At 44.2% G+C, this 17,522-nt stretch carries 17 protein-coding genes; 9 read left to right on the top strand and 8 right to left on the bottom strand.

Features of this window, described 5'->3' with window-relative positions; all coding sequences use genetic code 11:
• Nucleotides 1–155: 155 nt before the first annotated feature.
• Nucleotides 156–782, bottom strand: coding sequence for a flavin prenyltransferase UbiX (locus OCU28_RS01215; protein WP_261816559.1), 627 nt, complete (start codon nt 780–782; stop codon nt 156–158).
• Between the two features lie 5 nt (nt 783–787).
• Nucleotides 788–2,149, bottom strand: coding sequence for a UDP-N-acetylmuramate:L-alanyl-gamma-D-glutamyl-meso-diaminopimelate ligase (gene mpl / locus OCU28_RS01210; protein WP_261816558.1), 1,362 nt, complete (start codon nt 2,147–2,149; stop codon nt 788–790).
• Between the two features lie 277 nt (nt 2,150–2,426).
• Between mpl and fbp the strand changes: the two genes are divergently transcribed.
• Nucleotides 2,427–3,443, top strand: coding sequence for a class 1 fructose-bisphosphatase (gene fbp, locus OCU28_RS01205; RefSeq protein WP_261816557.1), 1,017 nt, complete (start codon nt 2,427–2,429; stop codon nt 3,441–3,443).
• Between the two features lie 30 nt (nt 3,444–3,473).
• On the opposite strand, the gene OCU28_RS01200 is transcribed toward fbp, so the two are convergent.
• Genes OCU28_RS01200 through tamA form a run of 4 tightly spaced genes read right to left on the bottom strand, consistent with a single transcriptional unit; the run spans nt 3,474 to nt 9,937 of the window.
• Nucleotides 3,474–3,986, bottom strand: a complete 513-nt coding sequence (locus tag OCU28_RS01200; protein WP_261816556.1) for a lipocalin family protein — start codon at nt 3,984–3,986, stop codon at nt 3,474–3,476.
• Nucleotides 3,987–4,023: 37 nt separating this feature from the next.
• Nucleotides 4,024–4,368, bottom strand: coding sequence for a gamma-glutamylcyclotransferase family protein (locus OCU28_RS01195; RefSeq protein ID WP_261816555.1), 345 nt, complete (start codon nt 4,366–4,368; stop codon nt 4,024–4,026).
• Nucleotides 4,369–4,388: 20 nt separating this feature from the next.
• A complete protein-coding gene (gene tamB, locus OCU28_RS01190) occupies nt 4,389–8,213 on the bottom strand; it encodes an autotransporter assembly complex protein TamB (protein ID WP_261816554.1) in 3,825 nt (1,274 codons plus the stop codon).
• Complete coding sequence (gene tamA / locus OCU28_RS01185; RefSeq protein WP_261816553.1) at nt 8,213–9,937, bottom strand: autotransporter assembly complex protein TamA; 1,725 nt, start codon at nt 9,935–9,937, stop codon at nt 8,213–8,215. The genes tamB and tamA overlap by 1 nt, the downstream gene beginning before the upstream one ends.
• Nucleotides 9,938–10,068: 131 nt before the next feature.
• Between tamA and msrA the strand changes: the two genes are divergently transcribed.
• From msrA to OCU28_RS01155, 6 genes are all read left to right on the top strand, one after another.
• A complete protein-coding gene (msrA, locus tag OCU28_RS01180) occupies nt 10,069–10,707 on the top strand; it encodes a peptide-methionine (S)-S-oxide reductase MsrA (protein ID WP_261816552.1) in 639 nt (212 codons plus the stop codon).
• Nucleotides 10,708–10,759: 52 nt separating this feature from the next.
• Nucleotides 10,760–11,314, top strand: coding sequence for a YtfJ family protein (locus OCU28_RS01175; protein ID WP_261816551.1), 555 nt, complete (start codon nt 10,760–10,762; stop codon nt 11,312–11,314).
• Nucleotides 11,315–11,424: 110 nt separating this feature from the next.
• Nucleotides 11,425–12,081: a zinc uptake protein ZrgA gene (gene zrgA, locus OCU28_RS01170; protein WP_261816550.1), complete on the top strand. Its 657-nt coding sequence runs from the start codon at nt 11,425–11,427 to the stop codon at nt 12,079–12,081.
• Nucleotides 12,082–12,139: 58 nt separating this feature from the next.
• Nucleotides 12,140–12,850, top strand: a complete 711-nt coding sequence (locus OCU28_RS01165) for an ABC transporter ATP-binding protein (protein WP_390623803.1) — start codon at nt 12,140–12,142, stop codon at nt 12,848–12,850.
• Nucleotides 12,850–14,109, top strand: a complete 1,260-nt coding sequence (locus OCU28_RS01160) for an ABC transporter permease (protein WP_261816548.1) — start codon at nt 12,850–12,852, stop codon at nt 14,107–14,109. The genes OCU28_RS01165 and OCU28_RS01160 overlap by 1 nt, the downstream gene beginning before the upstream one ends.
• A gap of 10 nt (nt 14,110–14,119) precedes the next feature.
• Nucleotides 14,120–14,617, top strand: coding sequence for a DUF3299 domain-containing protein (locus OCU28_RS01155; protein WP_390623786.1), 498 nt, complete (start codon nt 14,120–14,122; stop codon nt 14,615–14,617).
• An 18-nt stretch (nt 14,618–14,635) separates the two neighbouring features.
• Here the strand turns inward: OCU28_RS01155 and cobA are convergent, their stop codons facing one another.
• Nucleotides 14,636–15,475 (bottom strand): uroporphyrinogen-III C-methyltransferase, encoded by an 840-nt coding sequence (gene cobA / locus OCU28_RS01150; RefSeq protein ID WP_261816547.1) that lies wholly within the window; start codon nt 15,473–15,475, stop codon nt 14,636–14,638.
• 103 nt (nt 15,476–15,578) lie between these two features.
• Between cobA and OCU28_RS01145 the strand changes: the two genes are divergently transcribed.
• Nucleotides 15,579–16,031 carry a GNAT family N-acetyltransferase gene (locus OCU28_RS01145; RefSeq protein ID WP_261817402.1) on the top strand — a complete coding sequence of 151 codons (453 nt, stop codon included), beginning with the start codon at nt 15,579–15,581 and terminating at the stop codon, nt 16,029–16,031.
• Here OCU28_RS01145 and OCU28_RS01140 read toward each other — a convergent pair whose 3' ends face one another.
• Nucleotides 16,032–16,637 (bottom strand): LysM-like peptidoglycan-binding domain-containing protein, encoded by a 606-nt coding sequence (locus tag OCU28_RS01140; RefSeq protein ID WP_261816546.1) that lies wholly within the window; start codon nt 16,635–16,637, stop codon nt 16,032–16,034.
• Between the two features lie 245 nt (nt 16,638–16,882).
• Here OCU28_RS01140 and OCU28_RS01135 point away from each other — a divergent pair, with 245 nt between their 5' ends.
• On the top strand, nt 16,883–17,503 hold the full coding sequence (locus tag OCU28_RS01135) for an FKBP-type peptidyl-prolyl cis-trans isomerase (protein WP_261816545.1): 621 nt from the start codon (nt 16,883–16,885) through the stop codon (nt 17,501–17,503).
• Nucleotides 17,504–17,522 lie beyond the last annotated feature (19 nt).

Here is a 17,522-nt window from a genome sequence, read left to right as displayed (position 1 = left end):
ACACCGCTTACAAAAAAGGGCGTAATCATATTGCATCCAATGAAGTCGGTCACGTAAAACCTTAATTTTACAGAGTAAAAATCAAGCACTCGAATAACTAGATAGTTAAATAAACCCAATAGCCATCGACAAATTTGAGGTACTCGCCGTAAATATTAGGCGTCTCGCTGGTCATAACCCCAAGGTTGAATTAGGGCCTGTTCAATACCTAGATGATCTAATATGCGGGCCACCATAAAGTCTATAAGATCTTGTATTGATTGTGGTTGATGATAAAAGCCTGGCGCTGCAGGCATGATTGTTACCCCCATCTTAGAAAGCTTGAGCATGTTCTCAAGATGCAAGGTAGAGAATGGGGTCTCACGTACCATAAGGATAAGCTGGCCACGCTCTTTGATAACCACATCAGCAGCTCGCTCAATAAGGTTATCTGACATACCATGTGCAATAGAGGCTAAACTGCCTGCAGAACACGGGCATACCACCATTTGTCTCGGCGCTGCTGAGCCTGAGGCAACGGGAGAAAACCAATCTTCTTTACCGCATACCACAATGGCCTCATCACCACAGCCTAAATAACCCACTAACGCCTGCTTCATTGACTCTGGACCACTAGGTAGCTTTAGGTTGTGTTCAGTAGCAAGCACCACCCTTGCCGCAGAAGAAATCAGTACAAATACCTGATAGTTGGCTTGAATCAATCTCTTAAGAAGCGTCAATCCATAAGGGGCACCTGAAGCCCCTGTCATCGCCAGCGTTATCTGTTTATTATGCTTCTTCATATCGGCTATCCATTCTGGTGCTTGGCTTCTAATGCACTCAATAGTTTGGTATGAATGCCTTCAAAACCGCCATTACTCATAATTAATATATGATCACCAGCTTGGCTCTCCTTCACTAAAGATTCGACCAACTGCGATACGGAATCAGAAACAAAGCTAGGTTGAGAACACTGCTGTGCAACCTCAGAAACGGACCATTCAATATTATCAGGCTGGTACATATAAACTCGGTCAGCCAGATTAAGAGAGTTGGCTAACGTATCCTTGTGCACTCCCATCTTCATGGTGCTAGATCGTGGCTCTATTACAGCTAAAATACGTTGTTGACCAACCTTATTGCGTAGCCCTTCAAGGGTGAGATTAATCGCTGTTGGATGATGAGCAAAATCGTCGTATATCACGATACCATTGACCTCACCTTTCAACTCTAAACGCCTTTTAGTATTGATAAACTTGCCCAAAGCCTCACACGCTAATTCGGGTGCAACCCCTACATGCCTAGCGGCGGCGATAGCCATTAATGCATTATTGACATTATGCTCACCAACTAGATTCCAATCCACTTCGCCTACCACGCGGCCTTCATACAACACGTCAAAATGACTACCGTCGATATGCCTTTTAGTTACCTGCCACTGTTGGTGAGAGAACTCAGTCTCACTCCAACAGCCACGTTGTAATACATCCGCTAACGCAACATCATCGGCAGGCGCTAGAATACGACCATTGCCCGGAACCGTGCGCACTAGGTGGTGGAACTGGCGCTTTATAGCTTCAAGATCATCAAAGATATCAGCATGGTCAAACTCTAGATTATTCATAATTAAGGTGCGTGGATGATAGTGCACAAACTTAGAGCGTTTATCAAAGAAGGCACTATCGTACTCATCAGCTTCTACCACAAAAAACATGCTCTGCCCTAAGCGAGCCGATTGTCCAAAGTTACCCAATACTCCACCGACTAAAAAACCGGGATTGTAACCACAATCTTCCAATATCCACGCTAACATGCTTGAGGTTGTGGTTTTACCATGGGTTCCAGAAACCGCTAACACCCAGCGATCATGCAATAAAAACTCTTGTAACCATTGCGGGCCAGAGGTGTATTTAAGGTTGCGGTCCAGTACATATTCAACACAAGGATTGCCACGACTCATCGCATTACCAATCACAACCAAATCAGGAGCAGGGTCAAGCTGAGAAGGGTCATAGCCTTGAATTATATCTATCCCTTCTGATTCTAAAAGAGTGCTCATCGGAGGATAAACATTGGCATCACTGCCTGTCACCTTATGTCCCATTTGCTTAGCTAAAACCGCCGCGCCTCCCATGAAGGTACCGCAGATGCCTAAGATGTGAATATGCATAGTCGTTCCATTTGCTTAATCGGCATTTATCTTATGTAAGTTATTGTGCGCGTATCAGAAATGAACCTCAAGATAGTTTGCAAACTGTTGACCGGTGAATAACAAAAATAACCGCAAGCTACTTATGCCTCTCTTGTTTAATCAAATTTTCCTGTAATATTTAAAATAATGTGACACTGATCAGTTAGTTTTCACCTCGTAATATGTTTTATGGTGTAAATTCGGAGAGGATTAATAACCCTAATTTTTGTCATAGAACTAGAACGGAACCTCCCCCATGTCCAATCTGAGAACTCTTGGCGAATTCATCATTGAAAAACAGTATGACTTTCCTCATGCCAGTGGTGAGCTTTCGTCTCTTTTGTCGTCGATTAACCTAGCGGCAAAAATTGTACATCGCGAGATCAATAAAGCAGGTCTTGTTGATATTACTGGCGCAGCCGGTGAAGAAAACATTCAAGGTGAAGCGCAACAAAAACTTGATGTATTAGCGAACGATACATTCAAAGCAGCTTTGCAAAACCGCGACCAAGTGTGCGGCATCGCTAGTGAAGAAGAAGACGAAGCCGTTGCTTTCGATGGTGAATTAAACCAACGTGCAAAATATGTCGTTCTAATCGACCCACTCGATGGTTCTAGCAACATTGATGTTAACGTTTCTGTTGGTACTATTTTCTCTATCTACCGTCGTCTATCACCTATGGGTCAACCAGCTGAAAACCGTGATTTCTTACAGCCAGGTACAGAGCAAGTTGCATCTGGGTATGTGATCTATGGTTCATCAACCATGCTGGTATATTCAACAGGTAAGGGCGTACACGGCTTTACTTATGACCCATCAATCGGTTCATTCTGCCTATCCCATGAAGATATGAGATTCCCGAAACAGGGATATATCTATTCAATAAATGAAGGTAACTATATTAAGTTCCCTAAAGGCGTGAAGAAGTATATTAAATACTGTCAGGAAGAAGACGAAGCAGGTAAGCGTCCTTACACCTCTCGTTATATCGGTTCACTCGTATCAGACTTCCACCGCAACCTACTACTTGGTGGTATTTTCTTATACCCAAGCACACGCTCTTACCCAAGTGGTAAACTGCGTCTGCTGTATGAGTGCAACCCAATTGCTTTCCTTACAGAGCAAGCTGGCGGCTCAGCAACAGACGGTGAGCGCCGTATACTAGAGATTAAACCTGAAGAACTGCACCAACGTGTACCTTTCTTCGTAGGTTCAACCGACATGATTGATACACTACACGGTTTCCTAGAACAGCATCCGGGCGAATACTAAACTTAAATGGGCGTCGTCAGACGCCCATTTTTATTTCTGCTCCACCCAAATAATGGCATCGCTATCAAATCCAACTTCCTTAATCTTACGTAGGAAGCGCTGCTTTAATGCCTCGTCAACCTGTGGGGTACGAGATAGTAGCCATAGATAGTCATGATTTGGCCCCGCAACAAATGCATATTGATAATCATCTTTATCCAGCTCAAATATCACATAGGCGCCATAGAAGGGACCAAAAAAGGATACTTTAAGGTGGCCTGATTCTTCAGAGTTAACAAAGTAGGCTTTGCCCTCTGCGGTTCTCCATTGCTGGCTTTGAGTATCAAAGCCGCGGTTGATAACCCTAACCCCATTGTCATCTCGCAATGAATATTGGGCTGTAACCCGATTCATACCTCGCTCAAAGGAGTGATCCAAGCGAGCGATCTCATACCATTTACCTAAGTAGCGCGACAGTTGAAAACCCTGCACAGGCTCTACCTTATCAGGTACGCCAACGCAGCCACTTAGCATCAACGCCAATAAAACCATCCATAGTTTCATCTTGTATCCTTACTGATTAATCATAGATAAATGCAAATTAGTTACGCAAATTCCAGTCTCCAGACTCAATTGCCTTGCCATTTTCAGAGCCCTGATACAGATATATCCAAGCCTCACCAAACGGAGTTTCTAATACCTCACGCCGGTATTCAGTTGGAACATCCTCCAGTATATCTAGTTGCTCTAGTACCTTTTCATCGATACGATAAATTTCACCCGTGATTGCGCTGTATCCTTCAACAAGTCCTGGATAGGCACCTAAATCGAACAATGCATATTCTGGCTTGGTCTCAAACATACCAAGTAACTCACTAGCCTCAAGTAGATGATGATTACTCTCGCCCTGACGTAATGTTCCGTATACAAAAACCAAATATTGCATCTTCCTTGCTCCAATAGCGGTTAATTGAATTCAAATTGATAAAGTAAATCAACGGCATTATCAGCCCCTGACATTACCTCTAAATATAGCTCCTTCATAATGCGGTAGCGGAAAGTAAATTCACCGATCGGCTCAAAAATACCAACACCATATTTTACCTGTAACCCAGGAAGTATATATCCACTCACCGTAACCTGTGAGTCATCACCACTACCGGCCGTATCCAGTTGCAGGTCGCTCACTCCAAACGCTTCGCCTATCTCTCCAACTAAGCGGCCACTTTGCGCTAAACTTAGCCCAATTAGTGCCGTTGTCATGGTGTTACCACCTGAACTGCTATCGAGATCTCGTCCTCGTAAAATATAAGACAAAGCATTAGCCTGCGGCATCGAAGGTTCAGAAAAGACCTGAACACTCGGTTCATCGGCAGGCCCTGTGACCCTAATACCAGCAATAACATCGTCTTCAGTATTCTCTGGGTTTCGAATTGCTTTAATTGATAAGAATGGCTGATCAGCCGGGCCATTAAATTGAACCTTTCCTTCATCAATCAGCAGGTCTTGTCCGAAAGAACGATATGAGCCATCAACAATACTCACCTCACCTAAAATAAAGGGAGCATTATTTTTTTGCGAGACGTTAAGTTCCCCAACTAGGCTACCTTTAAGGCCAAATGCACTCAGTCTAAAGTCATTTCCAATAATCACTTTGATATTCGAATGTATCTTAAATGGAAACTCTTTGGTCTGTTCAATTGGTTTGAGGTCCTTGTCGACGACAATCTCATCTGAAGATACTGAAATAGCCGATGGAGGAAGCTCTTTGACCTCAATCCGAGCCCATGGCAGCCGCACCTCACCACTGACATCAATTAGGCCCGGAGTAATCGCCACCGAAATATTTGGCGAGACCTTGGCTTTGACCTCTGGTGGAAGTTCCACCAGCAACTCTTGCGCAGCAAGATTGAGGTGCGCATGCCAATCCTCAAGTGAGGTCCAGTCAGCATCGCCTTTCAGATTTAGCTTACCCTCTTGGGTTTCAATATTTGACTGTAATTGAGCCTGATAACCAGAGAAACGCATTGTGAGATCCCCTGATTGAATATCGACAGGCGTTGCATCCCCTTTAGCTACTAGGTCTTTAACCTTGAAATCACCCACGATCTTAGGCTGCAGAGCTGGCCCTGTAATATGTAAATCAGAGTTAATCTCAGCCCCAACCTCACTAAACTCTCCAAACAGAGGCTGTAGCATCTGCAAGGTCAGTTTTTGCAGTTGAATACGAGCATCGAGCTGCTTATTTTGTTTTGAAACATTAGCAATGCTGGCCTCACCTTTTAGGTCACCATTGTCCTTTAAGTCAATTAACCATTTAGCCGAAAGGTTGTCCTTCATTAAGCTGGCGCTTAGTGCAATGTCATTCCAAGCGACGACTAAAGGTCTATCAAGTTTCTGAGTCACACTGCCCGTTGGCATTTCAACCTGCAGTTCAAGTTCAGGTAATGCGGTTGGCGACCACTTAGCTCTCGCAGTAGCATTTAGCTTACCTTTAAGTAAGGTTTCAGGAGGAAGCAGTGGTTGAATTTGAGAGAAGTCAAACTGGCTAATACTGGCAAACACCTCACCAGATTGCCCCGCTATAACATCCTTATCTAAACAAATTTTTGATTGCGATTGTAGCCAACAATGCGCCTCCACAAAGGCTTGTTGCTTATCAACGTCATAAGCGAGATTAGGGGCATGGTCTAGACGCCATGTACCTTGCAGCGTTGTAAATTGGGCGGAGTTTAATCGACCGTCCCATACCAGCCCTGGGGTTTCCTTCGCTCCCCCTTCAACGCTAAGTGCTCCCTTAACCATCTCAGAATCGATACTGAAATCAAATCTATGTTGCTGCTGTGAACCATTGAAATTGAATTCGCTGCTTGTAACCTTTTGTCCCTGATAATCCAACTGATTCACCCCTAAAGAGATTCGACCTTTAGGGGTTGGTAGCGGAATCACATCTCCCTTAACCGAGACACTATCTACTGTAAGTTGCTCTAACCATTTGATCTTTTTCGCAACAATATCGGTGATCACCTCGGGGGTATTTTGTGCTCCTCGAAGCTTCAAGCTACCAATAATTGCACCGTTAACATCTGGTACCGTATGCCCTAGCTTAGGCACATCAATCTTGGCATCGAGATCCCATTGTTTATCTAATCCCCCAGAGAGTCGAATGCGGTTCTGACCATGGGCCACGACCAACCCAGGGGTTTTTAGCTGATATTCACCGCTACCTTGAGGGTCTTTAGCTTCAAGTGCTCCGTTAATATTCAAGGGATACTGCCGAAAAATGCCATCGATATCTAACTTGGGCACCTTAACTTCCCAACCTCCCGCTTGAGTCAATCGACCAGAGGTTTGCAACTGCCCACTAATATTTCCCTCAGCCTGAGGCCAATATGTGCCCGGTTGAATCTGCTCAAGGTTCAGGTCTGCTTTCCAAAAAACCAAGTTATCCCAATTAGCTAAAACCTTGCCTTTGACCTCTCCCCCAAGGGTTTTGACATCAATATCACGCAAGTCCAACTGCACCATACTACCGTGGCCATCAACATTAAGGTCAACGTCAGGTATCTGGGTACCTTGTGCCGCGGCATCTAACTGCAACGAATAAGCTTTTAGGTTTCCTTTCGCCATCAGTGATGCGATCTGCACCTTATACTCAGCCTTACCCTTTAAAGGCCATTGTAGTTTGGCTTTAGATAACGCGATATCGAAAGGAAGTTTAGGGTCGAGAGGTTTCAGTTTAGCCTTAATATCCGCATGAATAAGATCCCTTAGGCTCGCATTAAGAGCAAGGTCTGCGATACTGCCCTCGGCATCTAAACTAAGAGACTGGCCTGCAGCTTGGGTTTGCTTAACCTTAGCATTGGCTTTGAGTTGCAACGGATAATCCCCCACCAGCTGACTATTACCTTTCAGGTTCGCATCAAGTTGCGGCATCGACAGATCAAAGTTCTGTATATCGACATTATTGCCTTTAGCAAAGCCAACTAGGTTTACTTTATCTAACTGCACATCAGGGTTGGTTAACTTAAAATCGGTGACCGTTATACCTTGGATATCAATACTGAGTGGAATCCATACCTCAGGTAGAACAATCGGGGCTTCCGTCTCTGCTGTAGATGGCGCAGGCTTGGTTTCAACCGAGGTCGACTCTGGAGTAGGCGCTAGCGTAACGCGCCCTCCATCAAAGGAAGTTGGGGTTAGCGTCAGGTTATCAAAGCGCATCTGAGCGCCGGTTTTAAACTCTCGCCATGTGACCTTATTACCTAAAATACTAAGGTCGACCTTATTCAAATACAGGTCATTAATCTTTACTCCGATCCCAAACGGGATCGACACCGAACGCAGTGGTTCACTGGCTTCATCTTCGGTTGTATCTTCCGAAGGAGGAAGCTTAGTAAGTGCTAACTTAGCCCCTTCGACACCCAGGGTATCTACACACAACTGGGCTTGTGGTAAGCAGCGCAACTGAAGGTCTAACTCCAACTTATCAGCATGAAAATCAACGAACAGCTGCGGATTTTTATAGTCAATATTGTATAAGCGAAAGTCGGTGAGTAAGGCTCCATCAACCTCATCCACACTCAGTTCAGAAACAAACTGCTCCGCTGTCCAAACAATACTTTTCAAGCCTGAATTGGTAAAAAGTAAGAAATACAGCAACGCCAGAATAAAGAGAATAAGCGCCAACACACCAAGGGATAGATGGGTAAGCGTCCATAAAATACGCTTCCAAAGGGGGCGCTTTTTGTGTTGTTTCTTTTGTGGCTGCTTGGGTGGTGTTTGTGTCATTACAATTCAGGCCCCAATCCAAAGTGAATCTGGTACTGATCTTGCCCTTCCTCTGCGTCTAGAGCAAAACCTAGATCAAGGCGCACCGGTCCAACTGGTGATGCCCAACGCACCCCAAACCCTGTACCCGTTTTCCATTGTGGGGTTTCATTCCATGCATCACCATAATCCACAAAGGTGGCCAGCCACCAATTGCCATAAACTCGATACTGATACTCTAAGCTACTCGTCACCATATACTTCGCACCAGTTAGCTTACCTTTGCTGTCCTTAGGTGAAATAGACTCATATTTATAGCCACGTAAATTGTTATCTCCCCCAGCAAAAAAGCGCAGTGATGGCGGAAGGTTGAATACTGACTCTGTAAAGTTTGCACTGCCATTTACTCGAAATAGTCCACGGTGATTACGACCTAAGCTTCGAATCCAAGCGCTATGCCCTTGTACACGAAGTACTCGCGCCTGCGAAAGAAGTGCTTCATCACCATATTCTAATGTAATAGATTGCTTATCTCCCCACATCGGCATAGCACCGCCTCGTGAGCGCGTCTTAGAATAAGAAATACCGGGCAGCAGCATAGTAAATCGATCATCTTGTATACCTTGTTTGAAGTCTTCATTGAGTAAACGAATAAAGACAGTGCGATGCCAGCCGCTATCGAGCTCCCAATGGCGCTCTAGACCTAGGCTAGATTCAAAGCTTATCGTATCGTTGTTATCTAAATACTTCATCCCATACTGGATTCGATAAAACTCTTTAAGCACATCTTCAAGGGGAATTTTATAGCCCACAACGACCTGTTGTTCGGGTTTAGATAATTCAAAGCTACTGTCAAAGCTATGCCCTTGAGCATTCAACCATGGGCGCTTCCAAGCGAGCTTACCTCTCACCCCAACATCGGTAGAGACCCCAATACCGGTTTCGATTTGATGCTTAGATTGAGGGGCTAACTGGATGGTCATTGGCAATTCATGATTACCTTGGCCGACCTGACTTAAGTCTGGTTCGACATATACCGTTGAGAACCAATCAGTACTCGAAAGGTTTTGATTCAACTGACCAACGTCACTGGCAAGATAAGGGTCTCCTTGCTCAAACGGAATAACAGATCGCACCCTATCTTCTTCAATTTGAGAGCCAGAAATCTTGATTGGCCCAAAGTGATAGCGAAAACCACTGCTATAGTGCAGACGCACAAAGGCTTGATTAAGGTCTGGTGCTACCTCTAGGCGAGCCATAGAAAAGTCACCCTCAAAGTAGCCATGTTTTAGGGCTAAGTTTCTAATATCAGATTTTAATGCGTCGTATTGACCATGATTAAGGCGAGCACCTACCTTTAATGGGCTCTTATCCAATAACGCTTTGAAGGCAGGATCATCTTTAGCCTCACCTGTCACTTCGATGTCTAACTCTTTTATAGTAATAGGTTCACCGAGCTCGACCGTAACATTGAGCTCTTGTTCTTCCTTATCTACAGTGAAAGAAAGTATGGGGTGGTAATAGCCCATAGCACGAAGCGCTTGGGTAATATCATCTTCTATCTGGGACTGAAAGCGTAGCGAGGTTGAATAGTCTTCTTCAGGAATTGCCGATAGGTACACGTCTACGTTGTCTTGGACTTCTCCAGACAATCCTTCAATATTTAGAGTGGCCTCTGCGAGACACCAATGACTAACACACAAACAAGCCAGTGCTAGACAATTCCTTATAAGACGCTTAACCATTGATGAGGGGTTACATTACTTCCTGTAGTAAGACACTGATGCCAAAATATATCCAAATCAGCAAACCCATAGTATAAAGGATTAAATAGAGAAAAAAATTCCGAATATTCAATCTTTTGCAAGGAGACGCTATGTTTGACAAGCAAACCATGATTTCAAAAAAAGACGCGCTTGTAGGGCGTGATGCTCCCATCCTGACTAAGGGGACACATTTCGTCAACCATACAGATTTGACCGCACCTCCAGCAAATGGTTGCCAGCAAATTTTATTAGGTCTCGGCTGCTTCTGGGGAGCTGAGCGATTATTCTGGAATACCCCAGGGGTTGCATCTACATCCGTTGGTTACAGTGGAGGCTATACCCAGAACCCAACCTATGAAGAAGTGTGTTCGGGACAAACTGGGCATACCGAAGTGGTTAGAGTGATATTTGATCCCGAGCAGATATCGTTAAAACAGATTTTAACTCTATTTTGGGAAAAGCATGACCCGACTCAAGGCATGCAACAAGGTAATGATAAAGGGACACAGTATCGCTCTGCTATTTATACATTTGATCAACAGCAGCATACAGTAGCGGTAGCATCTAAAGCAGATTATCAAGCATTACTTGCTCCGTCAGTTACAGACAGCATCACCACTGAAATTGCTGCAGCTACAACCTACTTTCTAGCAGAAGAGTATCACCAACAATATCTCGCTAAGAACCCAAATGGTTATTGTGGCTTAGGCGGGACAGGGATATGCTTCCCGCCAGACGAAAACCTATAAACAACATATACTAACGTTTAAATCATCTCGATACATAACAACGGAATAAAACATGAAGCTAAAACACCTTATTGCAGCTGTTGGCGTAACCCTTTCTTTTTCTTCTTGGGCTGTAAACTTTACCGCTGGTGACAAAGCCCCTGAAGTAAAAGTAGAAACATATGGCGAAATTTTAGTGAAGCAAGATGATATCGCCTATCAAAACTGGGACTCTGCGACTATGGCGGGTAAGACTCGAGTTATTCAAGCGATTGCTGGACGCTCTGCTGCAAAAGCCCTAAATCAACCAATGATAAAGGCCATCATAGCCGCCCAACTGCCTGATGAACAATATCAAACCACAACCATCATCAACCAGAGTGATTCGATCTGGGGTACAGGTTCATTTGTAAAATCCAGCGCTGAAGACAGCAAGCGTGAATTTCAACGCTCTTCTATTGTGCTTGATAAAGATGGTGCGGTAGCCAAGGCATGGCAACTCCAACCGAAATCATCCATGATTGCTGTGCAGAGTAAAGATGGGCATATCTTGTGGGCTAAAGATGGTGAGCTAACCCAACCCGAAATAGACAAAGTCATCTCTCTGATAAAGAGCGATTTACAGTAAGCAAGTTTTAGAAAGTCATTATGATACAATGTATCATTAGATGCTGTTTTACAATTCTCAAAACAGATATAGAAACTCTATTACTGACTCCACATAAAGGATTACACACCATGATAAAAGCCACACGCCCACTCCTATCAATGAGCGCTATCGCAATTGCCATTACGTCTTTGTCTGTCCATGCGCAAGAGCACTTCCGTCAGCATGAAGCTCATGTACATGGTCACGTTGCATTTAATATTGCTCAAGATGGCAAAGACCTGTTAGTTGAGATCCACGCACCTGGTGCGGATGTTGTTGGCTTTGAACATGCTCCAAGTAATGCCGAACAAAAACAAACCCTTAAATCAGCACTGTCTACATTAAACAGTGCAGATACTATTCTAACATTGAGCTCTGATGCGAATTGTAAACTGGCTTCCGCAGAAGTGACGCATACTCTAGGTCAACATCACGATGAGCATGAAGAACATGACCATGAAGGGCATGACCACGATCATGAAGGTCACGACCACGGCCATCATGATGACCATGACCATGACCATGACAAGCATGATCACGAGGGTCACGAGCATCATGAAGGTGGTCACGGGGAGTTTACTATCGCTTATCAATACCAATGTGGTGATATGTCAAACCTAAAGCAGATAGATACGGCTTGGTTTGAACACTTCTCTAACACTAAAGAGATCAATGCTAACGTCCTTACCGACAATGCCCAAAAAGCACTAACCCTTGCCAAGGGTGAAAATGTAATTAAGCTATAAGCTTATACACCGAGCACTTAGGTGCTCGGTCTTAACCCACTATTTTTATCTAGGATTTATTGTGTCTCAACCTGAAACCGTCATTGAATTGAACAATGTACGCTTTACTTGGCCAGACGCTGAAAAAGCGACACTGGATATCCCCTCGCTCACAGTTAAACGCGGTCAGCATATCTTTATCAAGGGCCCAAGTGGTTGTGGTAAATCAACCCTACTCAGCCTACTTACAGGGATCAGTAGCTGCGAAAGTGGGACACTAAAGGTATTAGACACCGAGCTTTCAAGCCTAAGTCAAACTCAAAGAGATCGCTTCCGAGCTGACAACATTGGCTATATATTTCAACAGTTTAATCTTCTTCCTTATCTATCTGTAATCGATAACGTGATACTACCCTGTCATTTTTCTAAGCGTCGCAAGCAGGGAGCAGATTCAGACCTAAAACAGCAAGCAAGGCAACTGCTCAGTCGACTGCACCTTGCTGAAGAGCTACTGGATAAACCTGTCGTAGAGCTGAGTATTGGTCAGCAACAACGCGTCGCAGCTGCGCGAGCGCTGATTGGTAAGCCCCAATTGGTCATCGCCGATGAACCAACTTCGGCACTCGATTTTGCTAATCGCACTGCATTTATTGAACTCCTTATGGAGCAAGCACAGCTCGCCGATTCCACTTTAGTATTTGTAAGTCACGACCCGACATTAGAAGCCTTATTCGATATTAGTGTCGACCTGCAAGATATTAACCTTATCAAGACGGGGAGTATCAACTAATGCAAGCTACAGCCCATCTGGCTTGGAGAAGCCTAATAAACCGCAAAACTACCGCAATTCTAACCATACTCACGGTAGCAATATCGGTCATCTTACTGCTTGGTGTAGAGCGCATCCGTACTGAAGCTAAAAATAGCTTTGCTAACACCATTTCAGGCACTGACCTTATTGTCGGAGCGCGCTCCGGCCAAGTAAATCTGCTTCTTTACTCTGTATTCCGTATTGGTAATGCGACCAATAATATCGATTGGAAGAGCTTTGAAGAAATCAGTAGTCAACCGGCTGTGGATTGGGCAATTCCAATCTCTCTTGGTGACTCACATAAAGGATTTCGGGTTATGGGGACAACCCAAGCCTACTTTGACCACTATAAATATGGTCAGAAGCAGCATATTGAATTAAGCCAAGGCCGCCCTTTTTCAGGATTATTTGAGACCGTACTTGGTGCTGATGTCGCCAAAGAGCTCGGTTATAAAGTCGGTAGCAAAATCATCATTGCCCACGGTATATCAGATGTCGCATTTGCCCGACATGATCACCTTCCATTTACCGTAGTCGGTATTCTTGCTCCCACAGGAACGCCTGTCGATAAAACCGTACATGTATCCCTCGGCGCCATTGAAGCTATACACGTTGGTTGGGAATCTGGAGCCAACCTTGGGACTAACCCAGGAGCGGAAGTACTGAAAAAGATGGATTTTCAGCCCAAGCAGATCACCGCCTTTATGCTAGGATTAAAATCCAAGATCCAAACCTTTTCTTTGCAACGCCAGATCAATGAGTATACCAAAGAACCCTTATCTGCAATTCTACCTGGAGTCGCGCTATCGGAACTTTGGGGAATGATGTCCGTTGCCGAGCAAGCCTTGTTAGCTGTATCTGGGTTTGTGGTTGTAGCAGGACTTCTTGGCATGCTAAGTAGTCTATTAACTAGCCTTCAAGAACGTCGCCGTGAAATGGCAATCCTGCGTGCTATGGGTGCGAGACCTCGGCATATTTTCGTACTATTGGTTAGCGAAGCCACCGCTTTAACACTGGCGGGAATACTGGTAGGTATTGCGGGATTATATGCTTTACTTGCTATCGTCGGCCCCATAATTCACCATCAGTATGGTATTCGTATTGGATTGAATCTTTTAACCAGCTACGAATGGACATTGATGGGGTTAGTCTTGATTGCCGGTGTTATTATTGGCTTTATTCCAGCATTTAGAGCATATCGTCAATCCCTTGCTGACGGCATGACGATCCGAATATAAGAGAGTGCAAATGAAAAAAGTGTTTCAGGGAGTCTGTGCCTTAGTGCTTATTATGATGAGCACCTTAGTACATGCCGAACCATTAGAATTGGACTGGGGCGACCTCATTCCAGAGGCTGAGCGCGCTCAGTTTGATCATCAAGGAATGCCAGTTGCCGTCAATCACGATGGGATGGCTCGAGCAAAACAGCACATTGTTGGTACAATGCGCACTGAACTCGATGGTAGCGAAATAAAGATCCCAGGATTTGTTATTCCTCTAGAAGGGGATGCAAACACTGTGACTGAATTTTTGCTCGTACCTTACTTTGGTGCGTGCATTCATGTACCACCACCACCGCCTAATCAGATCGTATATGTGAAGTTTCCAAGTGGCGCTCCTATACAAAAACTATGGGATGTGGTGTATGTGGTCGGTGAGCTAAAGGTTCAGACCGTAGAGCATGAACTTGCTGAAACAGGTTATTTGCTCAACGGTGTTAAAATCGAACCCTATGACGACGAATAAACTCGATTAGTAACTCAGTTACACATACGCGCTAGCTTCGGCTAGCGCTTCTTTATTGGGCTTAAACCACTGCAGCTTTTCACCCAACTCAACTACCTCACCTATCACCACCAAAGCGGGAGCCTCTGCTTGTTTTGCCAATACCGATAACTCAGATAACGTACCAAAAAATACCTTCTGCGATACCGTTGTTCCCTTTTCTACCACGGCAATAGGAATCTGCTTATCTCGACCGCTTTCAATAAGCTTATTCTGTATATATTCCGCTCTCATCAACCCCATGTAGACAACCAAGGTCTGATTCGCTCGCGCAAGTGTAGACCAATCAAAGCTATCAGACTCAGCCTTTAAATGGCCAGTCACAAACATCGCGGATTGAGCAAAATCTCGATGGGTTAAAGGGATGCCCGCATAAGCGGTTGCACCAGCGGCTGCGGTAATACCAGGCACAACCTGAAAGTTAATTCCGGCATCTACCAATACTTCTAGCTCTTCTGCTCCGCGTCCAAAGATAAAGGGATCGCCGCCTTTTAAACGCACTACCTTATAGCCTTGCATAGCAAAGTCGACTAATAACTGATTGGTTTTCTGCTGCGGTACACTATGAGATCCCGCCCGCTTACCGACACACACTAAAATAGCGTCACTGCCTGCTAAGGCTAGAATTTCCGGCGATACTAAGTAATCATAGAGAATAACTTCTGCCTGTCTTAGCATATTAAGCGCTTTAATGGTAAGCAGTTCAGGGTCACCCGGCCCGGCACCAACTAGGGCTACAGTTCCCTTATCTAGAGTTGAGAAAGGCAGCTTAGAATCGTATGCAGGTCTAGGTGTAAAGGGAATTATGGTATCGAGCATGATGTAGGTCCCAAAGAATAATTAGCTCGATTATCACGCAATAAAGGTATAACCTTAAATTCGATATTTTTATTCTTTATAACCAAAATGGATGTCGATGGCGATGTTGCAGTGGAAAACCCTAAGATTTGAACAAATTGACTCCCATCTACTTTATCAACTGATCAAACTAAGAATAGATGTATTCGTTGTTGAACAAGAATGTCCCTATCCTGAATTAGATAACAAAGATACCTTAGCTGAGGTTCGCCACTTATTAGGCTTTATCAATGATGAACTTGTTGCCTGTGCAAGGCTTCTACCTTGTGGCGTCTCTTATCCTGAGGTAAGTATCGGAAGAGTTGTAATTGCTAAGCAATGGCGTAAACATAAATTAGGCCATGATTTAATGACTAAAGCTGTCTCTACATGCCTAGATATATGGCCAAATCAAGACATCGAGATTGGCGCTCAAAACCATCTTCGCCAATTCTATGCCAAACACGGTTTTGAGGCTTTTTCAGAAGTGTACTTAGAGGATGATATTCCTCACGTTGATATGCGTCGCTATCGCTAGTTATTTGCTACGCCCAAAACTGCCGTCAGATAACCTAAAGAACATGATCGAGTCATTACCGTTCTCCAGTTGCAATATATCTAATTGACCTTGATTGTTTCTTTTAAAGCGCACCAGTTGCCCCTGGCGGATCTGACTCAGCGGTTTATCTGGCCCTTCTATTTTGGCCAAAGCATTTAACGCCGACATACTTAGATCGTTATTACGAAATACATTAGCCAAGGTATCACCGGTTTTGACCTTATACTCAATCCATTGTTGAGAGACCGGCGTATGTACAACGGTGCCGGGTTGTTGGGTCGTACTACCTGCTAATAAATCTTGTTGCTCACTCAGTCCTTGATTATTGATAGGCACCGAGACTCGTTGATTAAGTACCGTTGCCTCTTGCTTCACTGCACTGATTTTTTTAGGCAGCGGGCTCAAGATCGCAATAATAGTAATAGGCACTAAAATCATAAGGGCACGTCGATGGAACTTTGGCAATGGTATAGATAACCGGCCAAATGCCCCTTTGATATTGCTAGGCAATTTTTTCCATTCAATGCCTTGAAACTTTTCTGTCAAAAGCTCTGTATGTCGTTTCGAGCGATTACGCCGATTCATTCCATATTCCCCTAAGAATCTCCTAGTTTACCCACACTGAATTTGTAGCTAGGGCGTAGTCAGCATATATAAAATTTAAACCATTGAATACAAACAAACTATTTATAGATGTAATTTTAAGCAAAATTTCAGTAATAAATACGAGAGATGAGTATAGCTTTACATTCACGAGCAACAAAATTTCAAACAAACACAGAAACTGGTATGCTTAGCGTTTCGCAAAAAACACACAAAGAGAAACTCTTATGTCTGAAGTAACATTCGAAACTGTAGAACAAAAAGCAAGCTACGGTATCGGTCTACAAATGGGTCAGCAACTTGCTGGCAGCGGCCTAGAAGGTCTTAACGTTGACGCTATTGCTCAAGGTATTGCGACAGCTCTACAAGGTGAACAACCAGCGATTGCAGTAGACGAAATAAATGAAGCACTTCAAGAGCTTCACACTCGCATGGAATCTGCTCGTTCAGAAATGGCTAAAGTTGCTGCTGCTGACGGCGAAGCATTCCTAGCTGATAACGCTCTTCGTTCAGAAGTTTCTGTACTTGAATCTGGTCTTCAATATGAAGTACTTGTTGCAGGCGAAGGTGAAATCCCAACTTCAGATAAGCAAGTTCGTGTTCATTACCACGGCCAACTAACTGACGGCACAGTATTTGACAGCTCTGTATCACGCGGTCAACCTGCTGAGTTCCCAGTAACAGGTGTAATTAAAGGTTGGGTTGAAGCACTTCAACTTATGCCTGTAGGCTCTAAGTGGAAACTATACATTCCACAAGACCTTGCTTATGGTGAGCGTGGCGCAGGTGCTGCTATCCCTCCATTCGCAGCGCTAGTATTTGAAGTTGAGTTACTGGCTATTCTTTAAGCCTATGAGCAACACTTCT

Origin of the sequence: Vibrio gallicus, assembly GCF_024346875.1 — a bacterium.
Classification (GTDB): Bacteria; Pseudomonadota; Gammaproteobacteria; order Enterobacterales; family Vibrionaceae; genus Vibrio; species Vibrio gallicus.
The sequence above is the reverse complement of the archived record's forward strand: the minus strand, read 5'-3'. Positions and strand labels throughout refer to the sequence as shown.